The sequence below is a fragment of the Halobacillus sp. HZG1 genome (genome assembly GCF_035818575.1).
GTDB classification, from domain to species: Bacteria; Bacillota; Bacilli; order Bacillales; family Halobacillaceae; genus Halobacillus; species Halobacillus litoralis.
On sequence record NZ_JAYLVQ010000020.1, the window covers coordinates 1 to 17686 of the forward strand.

23 protein-coding genes and 1 riboswitch are annotated in these 17686 nt (G+C 42.3%); of the genes, 10 read left to right on the forward strand and 13 right to left on the reverse strand.

The window, feature by feature from the left end:
• Positions 1-257 precede the first annotated feature (257 nt).
• Together VKA52_RS01850 and VKA52_RS01855 are read left to right on the forward strand one after the other, a co-directional pair.
• Positions 258-650, forward strand: coding sequence for a hotdog fold thioesterase (locus VKA52_RS01850; protein ID WP_160911748.1), 393 nt, complete (start codon positions 258-260; stop codon positions 648-650).
• A gap of 30 nt (positions 651-680) precedes the next feature.
• Positions 681-1058: a hypothetical protein gene (locus VKA52_RS01855; protein WP_160911746.1), complete on the forward strand. Its 378-nt coding sequence runs from the start codon at positions 681-683 to the stop codon at positions 1056-1058.
• A 31-nt stretch (positions 1059-1089) separates the two neighbouring features.
• Here VKA52_RS01855 and VKA52_RS01860 read toward each other — a convergent pair whose 3' ends face one another.
• The 3 genes from VKA52_RS01860 to VKA52_RS01870 form a co-directional block, all read right to left on the reverse strand.
• A complete protein-coding gene (locus tag VKA52_RS01860) occupies positions 1090-1686 on the reverse strand; it encodes an ECF transporter S component (protein ID WP_326313976.1) in 597 nt (198 codons plus the stop codon).
• A gap of 154 nt (positions 1687-1840) precedes the next feature.
• A riboswitch (FMN riboswitch) is annotated at positions 1841-1986 on the reverse strand.
• A 152-nt stretch (positions 1987-2138) separates the two neighbouring features.
• On the reverse strand, positions 2139-2351 hold the full coding sequence (locus VKA52_RS01865; protein WP_206947715.1) for a hypothetical protein: 213 nt from the start codon (positions 2349-2351) through the stop codon (positions 2139-2141).
• Between the two features lie 98 nt (positions 2352-2449).
• On the reverse strand, positions 2450-3508 hold the full coding sequence (locus VKA52_RS01870; RefSeq protein WP_326313977.1) for a M20/M25/M40 family metallo-hydrolase: 1059 nt from the start codon (positions 3506-3508) through the stop codon (positions 2450-2452).
• Positions 3509-3627: 119 nt separating this feature from the next.
• On the opposite strand from VKA52_RS01870, the gene VKA52_RS01875 reads away from it, so the two are divergent.
• Both VKA52_RS01875 and VKA52_RS01880 read left to right on the forward strand, forming a co-directional pair.
• A complete protein-coding gene (locus VKA52_RS01875; RefSeq protein ID WP_326313978.1) occupies positions 3628-4179 on the forward strand; it encodes a thioredoxin family protein in 552 nt (183 codons plus the stop codon).
• Positions 4180-4276: 97 nt separating this feature from the next.
• Positions 4277-5275, forward strand: a complete 999-nt coding sequence (locus VKA52_RS01880) for a potassium channel family protein (protein ID WP_326313979.1) — start codon at positions 4277-4279, stop codon at positions 5273-5275.
• Here VKA52_RS01880 and VKA52_RS01885 read toward each other — a convergent pair.
• The 3 genes from VKA52_RS01885 to VKA52_RS01895 form a co-directional block, all read right to left on the reverse strand.
• A complete protein-coding gene (locus VKA52_RS01885; protein ID WP_206947711.1) occupies positions 5258-5674 on the reverse strand; it encodes a YugN-like family protein in 417 nt (138 codons plus the stop codon). The two genes, VKA52_RS01880 and VKA52_RS01885, sit on opposite strands and share 18 nt — an antisense overlap.
• Before the next feature lie 83 nt (positions 5675-5757).
• Complete coding sequence (locus tag VKA52_RS01890) at positions 5758-7107, reverse strand: glucose-6-phosphate isomerase (protein ID WP_160911737.1); 1350 nt, start codon at positions 7105-7107, stop codon at positions 5758-5760.
• A 453-nt stretch (positions 7108-7560) separates the two neighbouring features.
• Positions 7561-8727, reverse strand: a complete 1167-nt coding sequence (locus tag VKA52_RS01895) for an iron-containing alcohol dehydrogenase (RefSeq protein ID WP_326313980.1) — start codon at positions 8725-8727, stop codon at positions 7561-7563.
• Between the two features lie 139 nt (positions 8728-8866).
• On the opposite strand from VKA52_RS01895, the gene VKA52_RS01900 reads away from it, so the two are divergent.
• A complete protein-coding gene (locus VKA52_RS01900; protein ID WP_160911734.1) occupies positions 8867-9106 on the forward strand; it encodes a DUF378 domain-containing protein in 240 nt (79 codons plus the stop codon).
• A gap of 62 nt (positions 9107-9168) precedes the next feature.
• On the opposite strand, the gene yugI is transcribed toward VKA52_RS01900, so the two are convergent.
• Positions 9169-9552 (reverse strand): S1 domain-containing post-transcriptional regulator GSP13, encoded by a 384-nt coding sequence (gene yugI / locus VKA52_RS01905; protein ID WP_160911732.1) that lies wholly within the window; start codon positions 9550-9552, stop codon positions 9169-9171.
• A 165-nt stretch (positions 9553-9717) separates the two neighbouring features.
• Between yugI and VKA52_RS01910 the strand changes: the two genes are divergently transcribed.
• Together VKA52_RS01910 and VKA52_RS01915 are read left to right on the forward strand one after the other, a co-directional pair.
• Complete coding sequence (locus VKA52_RS01910) at positions 9718-10074, forward strand: helix-turn-helix domain-containing protein (RefSeq protein ID WP_160911730.1); 357 nt, start codon at positions 9718-9720, stop codon at positions 10072-10074.
• A 233-nt stretch (positions 10075-10307) separates the two neighbouring features.
• Positions 10308-11486, forward strand: coding sequence for a MalY/PatB family protein (locus VKA52_RS01915; RefSeq protein ID WP_326313981.1), 1179 nt, complete (start codon positions 10308-10310; stop codon positions 11484-11486).
• Positions 11487-11516: 30 nt separating this feature from the next.
• Here VKA52_RS01915 and VKA52_RS01920 read toward each other — a convergent pair whose 3' ends face one another.
• On the reverse strand, positions 11517-12086 hold the full coding sequence (locus tag VKA52_RS01920) for a superoxide dismutase family protein (protein ID WP_160911727.1): 570 nt from the start codon (positions 12084-12086) through the stop codon (positions 11517-11519).
• Between the two features lie 87 nt (positions 12087-12173).
• Complete coding sequence (locus VKA52_RS01925) at positions 12174-12368, reverse strand: hypothetical protein (protein WP_160911725.1); 195 nt, start codon at positions 12366-12368, stop codon at positions 12174-12176.
• A gap of 124 nt (positions 12369-12492) precedes the next feature.
• Between VKA52_RS01925 and VKA52_RS01930 the strand changes: the two genes are divergently transcribed.
• Both VKA52_RS01930 and deoD read left to right on the forward strand, forming a co-directional pair.
• Positions 12493-12873 (forward strand): kinase-associated lipoprotein B, encoded by a 381-nt coding sequence (locus tag VKA52_RS01930; protein WP_160911723.1) that lies wholly within the window; start codon positions 12493-12495, stop codon positions 12871-12873.
• Between the two features lie 92 nt (positions 12874-12965).
• The gene (gene deoD / locus VKA52_RS01935; RefSeq protein ID WP_160911721.1) at positions 12966-13676 is read left to right on the forward strand and encodes a purine-nucleoside phosphorylase; all 711 of its coding nucleotides are present in this window, start codon (positions 12966-12968) and stop codon (positions 13674-13676) included.
• Positions 13677-13713: 37 nt separating this feature from the next.
• On the opposite strand, the gene VKA52_RS01940 is transcribed toward deoD, so the two are convergent.
• Together VKA52_RS01940 and VKA52_RS01945 are read right to left on the reverse strand one after the other, a co-directional pair.
• Positions 13714-13941, reverse strand: a complete 228-nt coding sequence (locus tag VKA52_RS01940) for a hypothetical protein (RefSeq protein ID WP_326313982.1) — start codon at positions 13939-13941, stop codon at positions 13714-13716.
• 115 nt (positions 13942-14056) lie between these two features.
• Positions 14057-15532, reverse strand: a complete 1476-nt coding sequence (locus VKA52_RS01945) for a leucyl aminopeptidase (protein ID WP_326313983.1) — start codon at positions 15530-15532, stop codon at positions 14057-14059.
• Positions 15533-15796: 264 nt separating this feature from the next.
• On the opposite strand from VKA52_RS01945, the gene VKA52_RS01950 reads away from it, so the two are divergent.
• The gene (locus VKA52_RS01950; protein WP_206947699.1) at positions 15797-16279 is read left to right on the forward strand and encodes a divergent PAP2 family protein; all 483 of its coding nucleotides are present in this window, start codon (positions 15797-15799) and stop codon (positions 16277-16279) included.
• 39 nt (positions 16280-16318) lie between these two features.
• Here the strand turns inward: VKA52_RS01950 and VKA52_RS01955 are convergent, their stop codons facing one another.
• Together VKA52_RS01955 and VKA52_RS01960 are read right to left on the reverse strand one after the other, a co-directional pair.
• On the reverse strand, positions 16319-17020 hold the full coding sequence (locus tag VKA52_RS01955) for a 3D domain-containing protein (RefSeq protein ID WP_237417415.1): 702 nt from the start codon (positions 17018-17020) through the stop codon (positions 16319-16321).
• 99 nt (positions 17021-17119) lie between these two features.
• Entirely contained in the window at positions 17120-17437 is a 318-nt protein-coding gene (locus tag VKA52_RS01960; protein WP_326313984.1) for a YuiB family protein, read from the reverse strand.
• Between the last annotated feature and the right edge of the window lie 249 nt (positions 17438-17686).

Here is a 17686-nt window from a genome sequence, read left to right on the forward strand (position 1 = left end):
GCGGAGGGGAATGGCGAGACTCCTGCGGGAAAAGAGTGCTAGGTGAGACCCCGGAAGGCGTCAGCCTGAGGAGGCTCATCGCGCTCCCGCGGAAAGCGAGCTATTCCCCGTAGCCCCATCCACTCAACAAACTTCTCGAAATTGAGTCTTCAAGAAACCTGCCAGATTGTTGAACAAGTCATTTATATTTTCAGTGTGTAACATGAAGGTTTGACCATTTTTACAATGGGAATAATACAAAAAGGACGGGATGAAAAATGAATCAATCTATGATGAAGAATACATTGATGGAAGCACTAGGGATGGAAGTTGTGACGGCAGATGCGACGAAGGTGCAAATTCGTATGCCTGTCGATCACCGTACTCATCAACCTATGGGGTTTCTACATGGTGGAGCAAGTGTGGCATTAGCCGAGAGCGCTGCCAGCATCGGGGCATTTCTGAACATTGATCCTGATCAACAGCAAGTATTCGGAGTAGAAATCAATGCCAACCATATAAAAAGTGCCCGCGATGGATATGTAACTGGAACAGCTACACCTGCTCATATCGGGAAAAATACGATGGTATGGGAAATACAAATTGTTAATGAAGCTGAAGAATTATTGTGTTTATCCCGATGTACTGTAGGAGTCGTCCCTAAAAAATAACCGAACAGTCCCGAAAGGAGTCACGTTACAATGTTGAATGATAAACAAAAACAAAAATTCAAGGACCGCCTTTTAGAAATGAAAGAAGAAGCAGAATCACAAATGGAAGAATACAGGGAAGACCAGGCTAAAGAAGATTACGAAAACGATCGAACCGGTGAAATATCAAGCGTGGCTGATCACCCTGGCGATCAGGGAACGGATCAATTCGAGAGAGCGAAAGAACAAACCTTTTATGAGCAGGCACGGGAAAAATTAATGGAAGTAGAAGATGCCTTGCAGCGTATGGAAGAGGGTCGGTACGGTCTGAGTGAAAAGTCAGGAGAACCCATTCCAGTTGAGCGTTTAGAAGCTATGCCGACAGCACGTTATAAAGTGGAAGAAATAGAAGACCAAAAAAATAGGTAAAAAAAAGCGAGGGGGTGATCCCCTCGCTTTTCTATGCGGCTGACTGTCGTCGCACAGTTTTTTGTTCAATCCAATCCTTCATTTTGACGAATAACATGATAAACAAGGAACCAGCTATAGCACCTTTAATTACATTAAAAGGAAGGATTCCTGCTACAATTGTCATCCACTTCACATCTGCGCTCATTGTTTCCCACCCCATAAACCAGCTGTATGCAGGAAGAATAAGGAAATAATTGAGCACACTCATTGTAACGGCCATAAAGACGGAACCAAAAATTAAACCGATCAGGAGTGATTTCATAGTCTTTCCTCTACGATAGATAACGGCAACCGGAACAATGAAGAGGACTCCGGCCAGGAAATTCGCTCCGACCCCGATAGGATCAGAAACTCCTGTGAAAATCATATATAGACCATTTTTCAACGCTTCCACAACAATACCTGCGAGCGGCGAAAATAATATCGCAGCTAGAAGAGCAGGAATGTCACTGACATCCACTTTTAAATACGGTGGTAAAAAAGGAAGCGGAAATTTCAAAAACATTAATACCATGGATATCGTACCAAGTAACGCTAAAATGACTAACTTCTGCAGCTTAGATGATTGCCCTGTGTAAGAGTTCATCATCAATCTCCTCCTTCATCTATACATCGATTCACATCCCAGATGAAGGTAAACGGCCTAAAAAACACATAAAAATAACCCTGTAGCACTTTTTTGGGCTAAGAGGGTCGTGTCCATAGGAAATAGAGGTAGTGTTTAAGCTACCAGTTCCGTTCGACATCTTCTCCCATCCAGACTTTAACTGTCGGTCCCGGACTTTCACCGGGTCCACCGCATGGTCAAACCATACGGGTCACGGACTTAAAGAATTCACTTCTTCTTACCGTCGGTCGGGAATTGCACCCTGCCCCGAAGATGGAATCGATATGTTATTGTAATTTTATTCTATACAAAACGTTCTGAACGCGCAAGTTTAATGTTTAGTGACTGATTTTTGTTGATAGAGTTCACTCTGGTTTTTCTTAAAGAATGATGATAAAAAATAAACAAGGCGCAGAAATGCGCCTTGTTATTTAAGCTGATGGAGACTGCATTTTATCTGTAGCATCTATAAACAGACGGAGAGTTGAAGAAACCGTGGATACATCGACAAGACCATCTTCACTATCTTTCACCTTATCAAGCTGCATGAGCAGGTATTCATCATACCCATGCAATTGTAGCTGCCCAGCACAAATTTTCCCCTTCAACGTCATAATTTGTTGATGCAGTAATTCCCGATCCATGCAGATCACTCCTTAATATAGAAGATTATATCTGCTATTCTTTCCAATTATGCGTTAAATAAACAAAACACCGAGGAGACTCCCCGGTGCTGTTAAGATTATTCTTCTAGCGGATTCAGACTTTCGTTTCCTGTCATGTTCTTAATCATTTCTACCATCAAGGAGATCTCTTCTTCGATGTCCTTTACACTAACCGTTTCTACAGGAGAATGCATATAGCGGAGCGGCAGAGAAACAAGACTGACCGGAACACCTTTACCAGTAAGCCTCATTTTATCCGCATCCGTCCCTGTCATTCGAGGCGTCAGCTCATACTGCACGTCCATATCAAGAGATTTGGCTGTGCTTTCGAGAAGCTTATTAATCTTCCTGTTGATCGGTGCACCTTTTGCCAGGACAGGCCCTCCATCTAAACGTACATCGCCATGTTTATTTTTATTGACCCCTGGATAATCAGTAGCAAACGTCACATCACATGCAATGGCCATCGTCGGCTCAAGGCCCGCTGCAGCGAAATAAGCCCCTCCCATGTTCGTCTCTTCATTAACGGTGCTTGCGGCATAGACCCCAACTTGAATATCCTCTTTAGAAAGCTTTCTCAATACTTCACCTACGATGAATTGTCCCGTACGGTTATCCAGACCACGTCCGGCTATGTATCGATCCATCAGCAGCTCAGGCTCTCTTTTATAAACAGCGAGATCGCCAATCTGGACAAACTGCTCCATCTCTTCCTTTGATTTAGCTCCACAATCAATAAAAAGTTCGTCTAAACCAAAATCACCTTTCAATCCACCATGGTGTTGAGCGTTCACTCCAATAACTCCGGTCAATTCCTTTGTATAGCCAAGGATGTTAACCTTCATTCCCACGGCTGCTTTCGGGTTGATGCCTCCCATTTTGTCAAAATGAAGATACCCTTGCTCATCAATACGGTTGATGACGAGAGCAATTTCATCACAGTGCCCGGCTAACAGGATCTTGAATTCCGCTTCAGGATTCAATACAGCGATCGCATTCCCGGCATGGTCGGTTTTGATTTCATCCGCATATGGACGCATCTCTTTGATCCATCTTTTTTGTATCTCCATCTCCATGCTTGATGGAGAAGGTGTGTTCAGCAATTCCATTAAAAAATTCAATCGTTCTTTTTCCATAATCATCCCCCTTTTCTTTTATCATACCAAAAAAGAGGAATACCATTATAATTAGACGCTTATTCTAAGCCTAATGAGGGAACATGATCTTGTACGGAGTTTGTAGAGGAGGAATACGAATGAACTTAGAAAACTGGTTTAATAAGGGAATGACAGCACAGACCTACGTCGATCAGATGCAAACACACCAAAAGGACTTTATTTATATATATGAAAATTTCCCGGTACCCGTTGAAGATCAGCCCCTATTTGAGAAAGTGCAAAACAAAAAATTACGTGCCATTGTCCTTACTGAGGACTGGTGTGGGGATGCGATGCTGAACCTGCCAATTTTCTTAAAAATTGCAGAGCAGGGTCACATTCCCGTTCACTTCCTTTTGCGGGATGAAAATTTAGAGTTGATGGATCAATATTTAACAAACGGACGATCAAGATCTATCCCTATCATTATTTTCATCGACACAAATGGGAATGAGGTGGGGACTTGGGGACCACGCGCTCCTGAGATCCAAGCGTTTATAGATGACTCATTAGCGAATCTGCCTGATCATAATACCGAAGATTTTAATGAAAAACGAAAGGAAATGCTTACATTCATTACTAAAGCTTATCGTGACAATCGTGATTTCTGGTCCTGTGTTTATAAAGATTTGAAAGAAAAAATTTCATAGCCCCATTTCCTAAGGATTTCCTTATACTAAGGAAGTCCTTTTATGTTTGAGGAAGGAGGGGAAGAGCCATACTGAAGATAAAAAAGGGGCGTATAGCATGCAATCCTTAATCCGCCTATACTTCCAAATGCCGCTGTTTTTACGGTTATTGACTACCGTTTTGTTTACCATGTCATTATTCGGTTTGATTATCCATATGATAGAGCCGCAGAACTTCCCTACTTTCTTTGATGGTCTCTGGTGGGCATTTGTAACAGGTGCTACCGTGGGTTATGGTGATTATGTCCCATTAAGTGCAACAGGTAAAATCATCGCAATCCTTCTCATTCTATCAGGGGGAGGCCTTGTGACCTTCTATATGGCAACACTTTCAGCCTCTACAGTTAAACATGAAACAGACTTAACAGAAGGAAAGGTCCCCTATAAAGGGAACAATCACTTAATCCTTGTTGGTTGGAATGAACGGACCCGCCACTTGCTGGACATGTTGGAAGAACAAAACCTTCAAGAAAGAATCGTTTTGATTGACCGGACGATGAACCAATTTTATCAGCGTTTATCCAGTGTTCATTTTATTAACGGGAGTGCCACAAATGAAGAAACGCTTGAACAAGCAAATGTAAGAGAAGCAAGAATGGCGATTATAACCGCTGATCCATCTATGGAAGAAGAACAGTCTGATCAGACCGTCATTCATCAGATTGTTTCACTGAAAGGACACCACCCAGGATTGTTCATCATCGCAGAAGTACTCACCGATAAGCAAAAGATTAATGCAGAACGGGCAGGAGCCAATACCATCATTCGTTCTAATGACTTTATGAGCAGCCTCTTTTACCAGGAGCTCTATCGCAACGATCCTGTCAAACCTTTTGAACTTCTTCTTCATTTGTTGACTGAACGACAATTTCATGAAGAGACTATTCGTGGTGAACTGATTGGGCAACCTATGCTCAAAGCTTTTGAACATTACTTGAAAGAACATTATCAAATTATCGGCATAAAAAAAGGCGAAGATCTCTCTTTCGACCTTCACCCTGATATTGTATTGGAGGAAGGGGATGTCCTTGTCGTTTTTTCACCCCTTCGAAAGTAACACTTGTTCAACCTGAGCAAGCAGCTCTCTTCCCCTATTGATGTGTTCTTCAGGAAAAGAAGCGTCTTTATCCACCGGCTCCTGGAACTGATCGAAAATCGCACGAAAATTCCCTTCTTTCACATTATCATCCAATCCTGGATTATATTTATGAGAAAGCAGGAACGGTTCTTTCATTTCAATCATGGCATAATCACCAGGGGCATCCAACGAGCCAGATGTTACCACAAATGGAAGGCGGATAAATTGGTACCCTACATGGTCATCAATTTTATAATCAAAATATCCATGTTCATAATCCCAGTTATCGGAAAGTTTAAAACCGAGAGCTTTCAGTTCACTCTCCACATCATTATAGGTGTACACTTGCCCTGTAATTGGTGAAGATAATGGTATCACTGTCATCACTCCTTTATTCCTTACTATGCCCAAACAAAAAAAGCTCAGGTCATCCATTTTTTGGAGGACCCGAGCTTTTCTTTTTATTTCAAACGTTTTTCAAGTTCTTCTTTTTCTTTTTCAAAACCTGGTTTACCAAGCAGGGCAAACATGTTGACTTTATATGCCTCAACCCCTGGCTGGTCGAAAGGATTCACACCCAATAGATACCCACTGATAGCGCATGCTTTTTCGAAGAAGTACACGAGATAACCGAACGTATATGCATCGCGTTTCGGCAGGTGCAAGATCAAGTTCGGCACATCCCCATCTGTGTGGGCAAGCATTGTTCCAAGGTAAGCTTTTTCATTTACCTCGTCCACTGTTGATCCAGCAAGGTAATTGAGTCCGTCCAAGTTCTGACTGTCTTCCTCAATCGTAATGTCAGAAGACGGTGTTTCTACGTTCAAGACCGTTTCAAACAAATCACGGCGCCCTTCCTGTACATACTGTCCAAGAGAGTGCAAATCTGTAGAGAAATTCGCAGAAGCAGGGAAAATTCCTTTTTGGTCTTTTCCTTCACTTTCTCCAAACAATTGCTTCCACCACTCAGCAAAATATTGAAGAGATGGCTCGTAGTTCACAAGCATTTCAATCGTTTTTCCTTTGTTATAAAGGACGTTTCTGACAGCCGCATACTGATACGCCGGGTTATCAGATAGCTTATCCGTGCTCAACTCACTTTGAGCAGCCTGAGCACCTTTCATCATTTCATCAATGTCGATTCCACTTGCGGCAATAGGAAGAAGACCTACCGCAGTCAAAACAGAGTAACGCCCACCGACATCATCAGGAACGACGAAGGACTCATAGCCTTGTTCACTAGCCAGTGTCTTTAAAGCCCCTTTTTGCTTGTCTGTTGTCGCATAGATGCGTTTACGTGCTTCTTCTACGCCATACTTCTCTTCTAGGAACTTACGGAAGATACGGAAAGCAATTGCTGGTTCTGTCGTCGTTCCACTCTTAGAGATGACATTGACAGAAACATCTTTGTCTTTAAGTACATCAAATAGTTCATTCATGTATGGTGCGCTGATGCTGTTACCAACGAAGAACACTTGAGGGGTGTTTCGGTCTTCAGAAGATAACTCGTTGTAAAAACTGTGATTCAACATTTCAAGCGCAGCACGTGCTCCTAAGTATGATCCACCGATTCCGATGACCAACAAGACATCAGAGTCCGATTTTATCTTTTCAGCAGATTTTTTAATGCGGGCAAATTCCTCTTTATCGTAACCTTCAGGTAAATCCAACCACCCTAAGAAGTCACTTCCTGCTCCTGATTTTTCGTGCAGGGATTTATGTGCAAGAGATACTGCTCCTTGCATGTATTCAAGTTCATGCTCACCAAAGAAAGGCAAAGCTTTTTCGTAATCAAAACGAACATGTGTCATTTATGACCCTCCAAATCGTCATTTTTTGCTTGACCAATTTCACTTTATCGAAACCTTACCTTCAAATCAAGCAATCGCGAAATTGTAAACGGATACATGCGAAAGTTTCATACATCTGTAAAAATTCCGGAACATCATTCACCCAATAATAACCAATCAGCTAAACAAACACTCCTTTTACTTGAAGACTCAGTTTTAAGATGTTTTAGGGGACGTTACCCAGGTGGAGCGTTAGGTGCGGAGGGGAATGGCGAGACTCCTCGGGAAAAAGTGCAGGGTGAGACCCCACAGGACGCAGTCCGATGAGCCTCACCGCGCTCCGCGGAAAGCGATCTATTCCCGCAGCCCCCCACTCAATAAAATTCTCGAAACTGATTCTTCAAGTATCCTGGCATTCAGCTGAATAAATAGATAAAAAAATCGGAGGGGATCCCCTCCGATTTTTCACATCTTTTATTTGGACATCTCCAAGATTTTCTGAACGTCTTGTTCATGCAATTGATTGAAGTTTCCGAATGGTCCTCGTTTCATTGCACGGTCGACGATGATATCGAATTTATCGTCACCAATATCATAATCAGCCAATGTTTCAGGAGCTCCGATTGAACTCCAGAAGGCACGTAGAGCTTTAATTCCCTCTTCAGCGACTTCTTTATCTCCTTTTCCATCAGGATTTACACCGAAGACTTTCGTAGCCAAGCGAGCAAAACGTTCTTCGTTGACTTCCAAGTTGTGTTTCATCCAGTTCGGGAATAGGATAGCGAGGCCTCCTGCGTGTGGAATGTCATAAACAGCAGATACTGCATGTTCAATATTATGACTGGCCCAATCGCCTCGATATCCCATTTGAAGCATGCCATTGAGTGCAACGGTACCGGCATACAAAATGGTTTCTCTATGCTCAAGCGATTCTAAGTCCTCAAGCAGTTTAGGAGCTGTTTCCATGACAGCTCTCAATACCCCCTCCACCATCTCGTCTTGCACCGGAGACTGTGTTGGGTTGTGGAAGTACTGTTCAAACATGTGTGTCATCATATCCACAATTCCATAAATGGTTTGATCTCTCGGAACACTCACCGTGTAGGCAGGATCAAGAATAGAGAAAGTCGGGTTTGTTAGAGGCGCCGCTCCCCAACCATACTTTTCATTCGTTTCCCAATTCGTTATGACTGCACCTGCATTCATTTCGGACCCTGTAGCTGCCAGGGTCAGCACGGTTCCGAATGGAAGAGCTGATTCAGGCTTTGCTTCTCTTGTAACAAGATCCCATGGAGCTCCATCGTATTTCGCTCCGGCTGCAATGGTCTTGGTACAATCAATGACACTTCCTCCACCTACAGCAAGAAGGAAATCGATGTTATCTTCTTTGCAGATCTCTACTCCCTTTTCCACAGTGGTCAATTTCGGGTTAGGTTCTACACCAGATAGTTCCTGGATATCCACACCTGCCTCATTCAATTGACCCATGACTTGGTCATAGAGACCGTTCTTCTTTATACTTCCTCCACCATACACAACAAGTACTTTTTTAGTACCCGCTGGTAACTGGGAGGGTAACTGATTCAGTTGATCTTTACCGAAAATCAATTTCGTCGGATTATGAAACGTAAAAGCATCCATAATGAAATTCCCCTTTCTAAACTGAGCATACGTTGGTATTATCCCCGAAATCCAGTGGATTCTCAAAAGATATGCAATTCGTATAATATTTTTCCCTGTGTTCAAGCTAATAAACAATAACGGAAAGGAGGTGTTTAGGATGAATTGGTTAAATCGTGTAGCACTTCTTTTAGTCATTGTTGGAGCAATCAACTGGGGATTGATTGGGTTGTTTCAATACGATCTTGTTGCTGGTCTTTTCGGAGGTGGTGAACAAGGAGCATGGCTGGCACGAGTAATCTATACACTTGTTGGTATTAGCGGACTTATCGTCATATCTCTTTATTTTTCACCGGTTGCCGAGCATGAAGACGCCCCGGCCTCTGATCCGGCGGAATAACCTTCAAATGGTATCTACAAAAAAAGGATCAGCCTTCTTAGGGCTGATCCTTTAAAACGTTCTTATTTACGGAATTTCTCGCGGTCGTCAGATTGTTTGATCCAATCTTCCAACTTGTCTTTCAGCGTGTTGAAACCAGCTGTTGACTCTTCTTGTTTAGGTGCTGCTTGCTTACGCGGACGGCGTGTAGCTGCTTTTGGAGCTTCTTGCGTCGCACGGATAGAAAGAGAATACTTATTGCTCTTTTCATCAATGTTCAAAATTTTAACTTGCACTTCATCGCCTTCAGAAAGATGCTCGTTGATATCCTTTACATAACCGTGAGTTACTTCTGAAATGTGTACAAGACCTTGTACTTTCTCATCTAGAGCAACGAACGCACCGTATGGCTGGATTCCTGTAACTTTACCTTCTAATACTTGACCTTCTTGAAACTTATCTGACATGCTATACAACTCCTGATTTATTTATTATTCGCTTCTTTTCACGCAATAAATGATTTTACCATAAAAGAGGCTATTTAGCAAAGTAAACTTAAACTTCTCAAAACGTTTGAAATTTCACCCTCATTAAAGTGGTATAATATAGGAAAGAACAGAGGAGGTATGTTTATGTCCACTGGTAACAATATCCGCAAATACCGCGAGTTGAAAAACTTCACAAAGGAAGAACTGGCAATGAAAGCAAGAATCGGGGTCCATACTCTCGAAAGTTATGAAACTGACGAACGTATTCCAGAATTGGATACCATCCTTAAGATTTCAACTGTCCTTGATATCCCTGCCTCTGAATTGTTGGAGAATCATGAGGAAAACTCATCTGAAATGGATGAAGAATTAATTAGCCTCATTCAGGAAATTGGCGTGAAACGTTCCAAGCTCTTACTGAAAAAGGCCCGTGACTTCTCAGAACAGGACGTCCTTCACGCAATGAACCTCCTCTATGATTTAAATCAACAAAAAAATTAAAGAAATAGGTTTATAATCTATGAAAGATGGTTATATTAAATAACGTAAGACTTTCTCGTATTCCCCCTGTGTAAGCAGAGCGAACGTTCGCTTTGCTTTTTTTTTGGATTTTTTTAGATTCTTTCCTTATTTATACAGCGAGTCTGAGTAATTACATACAAACAACATATTTTCATTCAACCTAATAATTCGGGTAAGATAGATAACAAAATGGAGTATTGGAGGAAAACGCTATGGAACGTTTTGAAGAAGTCGTTTCAAGAAAAGGAACAAGATCCGTCAAATGGGATATGGCGGAAGATCTTTACCAAGATAAAGAAGTACTGCCGATGTGGGTCGCCGATATGGACTTCAAGACTCCATCAGCCGTAACGAATGCAATAAAAGAAAGAGCAGAACACGGCATTTTTGGATATACAGTCCCTGATGATAAAGTCAAAGAAACGATCAAGCAATGGCTCGAAAACCGTCATCAATGGAAAATCGATCCAGAGTGGATCACTTATAGCCCTGGAGTTATTCCATCCTTGCACATGATTATCCAATCGCTCACTGAAATTGGGGATCACGTCATTATACAGACCCCTGTCTATCCTCCTTTTTACAGTGTCATTAAAGATCATGGAAGACATGTGGTGAAAAACCCTCTTCAAATGAACGAAGAGCAATACGAGATTGATTTCGCGGATTTTGAGCAGAAAATCAAAGATCATAACGTCTCCATGTTCATTCTCTGTAATCCTCATAACCCCGTAGGACGCGTGTGGAAAAAAGAAGAACTGCAAAGAATGATGGATATCTGCTTAAAATACGATGTCAAAGTGGTGGCGGATGAGATTCATGCAGATTTGATCTACCATGGAAACGTCCATGTTCCTATGGCGAGTTTGTCAGAAGATGCATCCAGCCAAACGATCACCTGCTTATCTCCAACTAAGACCTTCAACTTAGCAGGACTACAGGCTTCCTACGTCGTTATACCTGATGAATCAGCCAAGAAAAAAGTCGACCGTCACTTTAAAAACCAAGGGATGTTGATGCTGAATACTTTAGGTCTGACAGCCATGGAAGCGGCTTATGAACACGGGGAAGAATGGTTGGAAGAATTAATGGATGTTTTGGGAAATCACCGCGACTACGTCACCCAACGCTTTCATAACGAAACATCTTCAATACAGGTGTTTCCAGCAGAAGGCACCTATCTTCTATGGTTGGACTGCAGGAAGTTGAAGATGAGCCAAACAGAATTGAAGCGTTTTATGCAGAAAGAAGCGAAAGTGGGCTTGAATGATGGTGCTTCCTTCGGCGATGAAGGGGAAGGATTCATGCGCCTGAATATAGCTGCTCCAGAATCGATTATCGAAGACGGCGTCACACGCATCATCCATGCTGTGAAGGCCCTTGAAAAATAAAAAAAAGTCTCCCTCTGAGGGAGACTTTTTTTATTCCTGCTTCTTATCCGGTTCTGTAGGATCACTCGTTTCATCTTCATCAGCTTTCAAAGTAATTTTCCCACAAGCGATACGTTCCCCTGAATCTCCTGCCGGCTGTGTCATTCCATCATCCTGACCGCTGTGAATCACGATGGATGTCCCCTCATCTCTAAGTAAAGACTTCTGACCTTCTTTCAGTTTGGCTTCAGGCAACATTAGTGTAGTATCCACCATACCACTTTGGTCTGCTTCTACATTCGGCATATCTCCTACGTGTGCTCCCTTCGGATTCATCAACCCATGATCTTTAGAGAGGGGGTTGAAGTGATTTCCGGCACTCTTGAAGTCAGGGGCTTCACATTTTGGAAACTCATGTATATGGACAGCATGCATGCCCGGCTCAAGACCTTCCACTTTTAATTGGACCTCCACCCCTTCAGGCTGCTCGGTCAGTGTGGCTGTGCCAATTTTATCGTTATCGGCATTATAAATCGACGTATTCAAAGGAGAACGTTCTTCCCCTGAACACCCAGCAAGAATGAACACTATGGCAATCGACAACCCGACTATCATTCTCATATTAATCCTCCGTTCCATGGAATACTCCATGGATAGTATCTCCTTCGATTTATAAAAATATAACAAAAGCCACGTAAGGCTCAGGCCCTAACGCGGCTTTTCAGTCTTTTTATCGGAAGATTCCTCTAATTTGTAGGCTTGATCTACTTTCTTTTCTTCTTTTTGGGAAATCTTAATGAACCAAATCATGGTGACCGCGGCAAATACAATAAAAAGCATCAGCATAATGATTGCTGGAATATACTCTGATTTATCCTGAGGAAAATATAGAAATTCCATCATAGGGCAACACATCCTTCTAACTAGCAGTATATCAAAAATTCACCTCCTCCATGAAGAGCTTCACGATATCTTCACAATTTCAATTTTTGTTACAATAGATGGAGAAAGTGAGAGGAGTGAGACTATGTCAGAGTTTCCAAACGGTTCAATCGTGAAAGCCCATTATAAGACAGGTATTTATATCGGGGAAGTCGTCGAAGACCGCAATCGCTTTTACCTTGTAAAAGTACTGGCCGTTGATAAACACCCGATGCAAGGAGATCTTCATAACCCCGGAAAGACAGAGGAAGTCTTTTTTCATCAGCGGAAAGCTTTAAGCTACAATGAAAAAGCGAATGTACAAAAAGAAGCGGTCAAGACTTTTGATGGAGAAATCCCTTCCTATGAAGACTCTTTAAGGGAAGCGGTGGATGTCCTTAAAACGAAGCTTGTAAGAAGAGAGACAGAATTCAATCAAAGTGCGAAGAAACAGTTGGAAGACCTAGAAAAGCAATACTTCGGATAACTGGAGGATGACAGCGCTTTTTTTCGTATTTGTTTTCTAATCGAGGGTATGGTAATTTTATATAGTCAAAAGTAATGGAGGAGGTCATATCCATGACAACACATATTGGAGCGAAACCTGGAGACATTGCAGACAAGATCCTTCTTCCTGGTGATCCGCTACGAGCGAAATACATTGCAGAAAACTTTTTAGAAGATGCGACATGCTATAACGAAGTGCGAGGCATGTACGGCTATACAGGTACTTATAAAGGTGAAAGAGTTTCCGTTCAGGGAACAGGCATGGGCGTTCCATCCATCTCGATTTATATCAATGAATTAATGGAAAGCTACGGCGTTCAAAAACTGATTCGTGTCGGTTCTTGCGGCGCATTGCAAAGCGACGTAAAAGTGCGTGACGTTATCCTTGCCTCTACTTCCACAACGGATTCACAAATGAACCGTATGGTCTTTGGTGGCATTGACTTTGCACCTACAGCAGACTTCAATCTCTTGAAAAATGCGTATGATGCGGGAACAGATAAAGGCTTGAAGCTAAAAGTCGGTAACGTATTTACCAGCGACAGCTTCTACCGTGATCAAGCGATGGACCTTTTCAACCTGCTCGCGAAATACAATGTGCTGGCAGTAGAAATGGAAACAACGGCGTTGTACACCCTGGCAGCAAAATACAATCGTCAGGCTCTATCCGTATTGACCGTAAGTGACCATATCCTTACAGGGGAAGAAACGACGGCAGAAGAACGCCAAACGACATTCAACGAAATGATCGAAGTCGCCCTGGAAGCAGCAATTCAAGACTAATGAATAAGCACCCCTACAGTGAATGTAGTGGGTGCTTTTATTTTGGTGCAATTTTCTCTATTTCATTAATATGGACCACATAGATTCGGTCACTAATACTGATAAGAACGGTCTCGCCCCACACTCTCTCCACTTTTCCAAAATAAGTACCATTCACCGTATAAACGATAAGGAAAGTCCCTAGATTCTTTTTTATCATTTTTAGGACTGTACGTCTGCGTGACGAGGGACGGATTTTCCGCCACAATGATGTGAGTTGGAACATCTTTAAGCCTCCCCGCTCATCTCCCTCCCTATATGTTATACGCTTGTGATCTTCGAGGTGCGAGGTCTGAACTTATAAACACATAAAAAACCTCCCGTTTCCGGGAGGTTTAAAGTTAATTCAAAATATACTGGGCTAACGTTTTGGACATCACACCTGTCGGACCTTTAGGACCCAGTTCGTGAGGACCTTCAGCAATGGATGTACCAGCAATATCTAAATGAACCCACGGTACCTTTTCCACGAAGGCACCGACAAACGCTCCACCCATGATGGGGTGGGCTTTTCTCGTAGGCGAGTTATTCAGATCAGCAATCGCACTTTTTCTCACTTGCGCTTTATAATCATCATTGTATGGTAAAAGCCAAATCGGCTCTCCTACAGTTTTCCCTGCTCCCTCAACATCTTTGTAAAAATGTTCATCATTTGTCATAGCGCCTGTCATCCAGGAACCTAATGCTGTTACGACACCTCCAGTTAAAGTAGCGACATCAATCACTCGATCCGCTCCCTGGCTTTGAGCATAAGTGACCCCATCAGCAAGAGCAAGGCGGCCTTCTGCATCTGTATTCAACACTTCAATCGTTAAGCCACTCATAGATGTAATCACATCATCCGGCTTGAAAGCATCCCCTGAAATCATATTGTCGGACGATGGGATTACAGCGATGACATTCTTTTTCGGCTTCAGTTGACCTATGGTTTCCATTGCGCCCAGAACAGCTGCCGCTCCTCCCATGTCCCCCTTCATACCTGGCATTCCGGTCTTCGGTTTAATCGAATAGCCACCTGTGTCATAAGTGATCCCTTTTCCAACGAGAGCTGTAACATCTTTCCATTCTTCGAGTCCCTGATATTTCAGCACAATCATTTTGGGTGGTTCTACAGATCCCTGATTAACGGCCAGTAAAGCTCCCATACCCAGCTCTTCCATGTCTTCTTTTTCAAGGATGCTCCATTCGAACTGGTAGTCTTCCGCCATCGTTGTAGCGAACTCTGCCATTTCAGATGCTGTCAGAATATTCGCAGGCAGATGAACCAAATACCTTGCCGTATTCACTCCATCCGCAAAAGCCTGCCCTCTATTTAAAGCTTCAAGTACAGTGTTTTCCTCTTGTTTTGTCCAAACCGTGAGTTCATCAATGTCCACCGGTTCTTTTTGATTGGTTTTAAAAGAAGGAAGACGATACGTGGATGTCAGCATAGCTTCTGAAAGAAGAGCCGAGTATCGTTCTACATCTTCCCCTCCAGGAATAAGACTCTCAAGCAAAATAGTTACAGACGAAACTTTGTCTTTAATTAAACTTTGAAATAAACGACCAAATGTCTTACGATATTTGTCTTCATTTAGTTCTTGTGTTGATCCAAGACCAATGACATATATGTTCTTTAAATCACTTTCATTCATAACCAGGACCTTATCAAGTTTTTTACTTTCCGTAGACAAATGTCCAGCTTCTATGTACGCTCCAAGGTCAACTCCACATGAATTCTTCACCTTATCGATGGTATGCTTGTTAATCTCTTCTTCCTCAAAAAGACCAACAAGTAAAGATTTCGAATCTTTCCATTCATTTGTTACAGTAAACATATTGACGCACCTCCATATTAAGTATACACAATTTCACTATGTTTTCCTTCCTAAATGAGACTCCTCCTATTTTAACTTAACATGAATATAACTATCTCGCTGCATCGAACATATGGTATAATATCTTTGCTCCATCACCCTAGAAACACTTCAAAATGAATCTGCCCTTAAGCACTTGATTTGTTCACCCATTCTCTACTGTATGAATGAACAACTACATAGATTGTCGTTTCCATTCCCCGAAAGATAAGAAAGGATGTCAGCATGCTATTAGACTTAGTGCAAAACTTCCCCCTTTGGGCGTCGATTGCTGCTATTTTTTTCGCCCAAGTCATAAAAATTCCTATTCAATTCATAGCCTCCCGACAATTAAACACCAGCCTTGCCTTCAGTACAGGCGGCATGCCCAGCAGTCACTCCGCAGCTGTTACCGCGCTGGCTACAGGTGTCGGCATTGAACAAGGGTTCGGCTCATCCGTTTTCGCTATTGCCTGTGTTTTCAGCATCATCGTCATGTTCGACAGTACAGGAGTCAGGCGGCAAACCGGTGAACAAGCCATAATGTTGAACATCTTACTCAACGACTTCAACCGCTTCGTAAGTGAAGCCAAAAGCTGGCAGCAAAAAGAAGGCTATCAAAAGAAAGAAGAACTTAAAGAACTGTTAGGCCACCAGCCGATAGAAGTGTTCTTCGGAGGATTGACAGGTATTCTGCTCACCTTCCTTCTCCATTCCTTGATTTACTAAAAAAAATCTCTTCCGCTGTATATTTACGGAAGAGATTTTTTATTGACTCATTTGTGAACGGAAGACTTGTAAGGATTCATCCTCATTCAAGGTATTCAAATCTTCCTCAGAGAGTTGACCGCTGCCCTCTTCAACAACATATACATCAAGCGTTTGTTTTCCCCAATAATTGTAAACATCATTTACGGTTGGAAAATAGAGATCGAGCTTATTCCCTTTAATAGCTCCCCCAATATCTGCAACCACTCCATAACCATAGCCAGGAATAAACAGGACAGTCCCTAACGGAAACATTTCCAGATCAGCAGCAATGGTAGAATATAAATCCCGCTTCACATTTACACCCGAATACGTAATGCCATACTCAGGGTGCTCCGGAGTTTTACCTGTTGACTCATAGCCCGCTGTATAACCTGTCGCAACAACTTCATGGCTTGGGTATTGACTGAAATCAATGGTGTCTTCCAACAATTCAACCGCTTCTATGACCGCACTGGACACATAGGTCTGTGGAGCGTTTTTCACTTTTAAGCTCTTCTCAGAAAAATCCCGCTCTTTTTGCAGAAGAGCCTCCCCATCTAGAGATTCCCCTCTAAATTTAGATGCCATCCATTCGTCAAAGTCTGAGAGCGATAGGTTTGTTACATTCGTAAAAGTACTATAAAGAGCAAAGCTGAACAATAGAATAAAAAAGATAGACTTCGTCCGCTTGTTCATGAAATCACCTCTAGGTGTAATCATGTCCAAGCTCCATTTTTTTATTCAACCGAGTCATCCGCAGCTTTTAACCAATATTAGAAAAAAAGACTGATGGCACATGGTGCCGTCAGTCTTTCCGTTTTAAAACATTTGGTAGCCACTTTTCCGTAATTTCCGAATCACAATTCCAGCCACTATGGTACCGACAAATCCACTCGCTAAGATGACGATATCCACTAATTTCAGGTTCATTAATTGTTCAAATACTGTAGGGAAGGCGTTTCCCGGATCTGAAAAATATTTTGTCCATGGGAAGTCATCAACGATGAATAGAACGATGATCGGATAAACAAAAGCCATCAACCATGAAGAGCGTAAAATCATATTCAATAAGAAAGAAATTCCGAAGAATAATACAAAAAATAACAACATTGACACGATGAACTGTACGATATTCACTAACGTTTCCCCCTATGTATGTTCAACGAAACACAAACAAATCCAAACCTCATTTTATAACGGTTACATAAAAAGCGCAAGAGCTCCTCCACCACGATACCGTTTGTTATGAAACAAACGGGCAGGATTGTGAAAGACTTGATTTCGAGTCTTCTTTTGTGTTCAGGGACTCCGGGAAAAGGTTCGCTTTCCGTGGGCGACTAAAGCTAACGCTGAAGTGACCCCGTATCCATGGCCAGGTATGGTCAT

Excerpts from the sequence above, each read along its gene's own strand:
- VKA52_RS01855 (WP_160911746.1), top strand. The coding sequence starts at position 681 with ATGTTGAATGATAAACAAAAACAAAAATTCAAGGACCGCCTTTTAGAA.
- VKA52_RS01890 (WP_160911737.1), bottom strand. The coding sequence starts at position 7,107 with ATGACACATGTTCGTTTTGATTACGAAAAAGCTTTGCCTTTCTTTGGT.
- VKA52_RS01860 (WP_326313976.1), bottom strand. The coding sequence starts at position 1,686 with ATGAACTCTTACACAGGGCAATCATCTAAGCTGCAGAAGTTAGTCATT.
- VKA52_RS01865 (WP_206947715.1), bottom strand. The coding sequence starts at position 2,351 with ATGGATCGGGAATTACTGCATCAACAAATTATGACGTTGAAGGGGAAA.
- VKA52_RS01955 (WP_237417415.1), bottom strand. The coding sequence starts at position 17,020 with ATGATTACACCTAGAGGTGATTTCATGAACAAGCGGACGAAGTCTATC.
- deoD (WP_160911721.1), top strand. The coding sequence starts at position 12,966 with ATGACAACACATATTGGAGCGAAACCTGGAGACATTGCAGACAAGATC.
- yugI (WP_160911732.1), bottom strand. The coding sequence starts at position 9,552 with ATGTCAGATAAGTTTCAAGAAGGTCAAGTATTAGAAGGTAAAGTTACA.
- VKA52_RS01930 (WP_160911723.1), top strand. The coding sequence starts at position 12,493 with ATGTCAGAGTTTCCAAACGGTTCAATCGTGAAAGCCCATTATAAGACA.
- VKA52_RS01910 (WP_160911730.1), top strand. The coding sequence starts at position 9,718 with ATGTCCACTGGTAACAATATCCGCAAATACCGCGAGTTGAAAAACTTC.
- VKA52_RS01915 (WP_326313981.1), top strand. The coding sequence starts at position 10,308 with ATGGAACGTTTTGAAGAAGTCGTTTCAAGAAAAGGAACAAGATCCGTC.
- VKA52_RS01895 (WP_326313980.1), bottom strand. The coding sequence starts at position 8,727 with ATGGATGCTTTTACGTTTCATAATCCGACGAAATTGATTTTCGGTAAA.
- VKA52_RS01870 (WP_326313977.1), bottom strand. The coding sequence starts at position 3,508 with ATGGAAAAAGAACGATTGAATTTTTTAATGGAATTGCTGAACACACCT.
- VKA52_RS01900 (WP_160911734.1), top strand. The coding sequence starts at position 8,867 with ATGAATTGGTTAAATCGTGTAGCACTTCTTTTAGTCATTGTTGGAGCA.
- VKA52_RS01940 (WP_326313982.1), bottom strand. The coding sequence starts at position 13,941 with ATGTTCCAACTCACATCATTGTGGCGGAAAATCCGTCCCTCGTCACGC.
- VKA52_RS01850 (WP_160911748.1), top strand. The coding sequence starts at position 258 with ATGAATCAATCTATGATGAAGAATACATTGATGGAAGCACTAGGGATG.
- VKA52_RS01945 (WP_326313983.1), bottom strand. The coding sequence starts at position 15,532 with ATGTTTACTGTAACAAATGAATGGAAAGATTCGAAATCTTTACTTGTT.
- VKA52_RS01920 (WP_160911727.1), bottom strand. The coding sequence starts at position 12,086 with ATGAGAATGATAGTCGGGTTGTCGATTGCCATAGTGTTCATTCTTGCT.
- VKA52_RS01880 (WP_326313979.1), top strand. The coding sequence starts at position 4,277 with ATGCAATCCTTAATCCGCCTATACTTCCAAATGCCGCTGTTTTTACGG.
- VKA52_RS01925 (WP_160911725.1), bottom strand. The coding sequence starts at position 12,368 with ATGATGGAATTTCTATATTTTCCTCAGGATAAATCAGAGTATATTCCA.
- VKA52_RS01950 (WP_206947699.1), top strand. The coding sequence starts at position 15,797 with ATGCTATTAGACTTAGTGCAAAACTTCCCCCTTTGGGCGTCGATTGCT.
- VKA52_RS01875 (WP_326313978.1), top strand. The coding sequence starts at position 3,628 with ATGAACTTAGAAAACTGGTTTAATAAGGGAATGACAGCACAGACCTAC.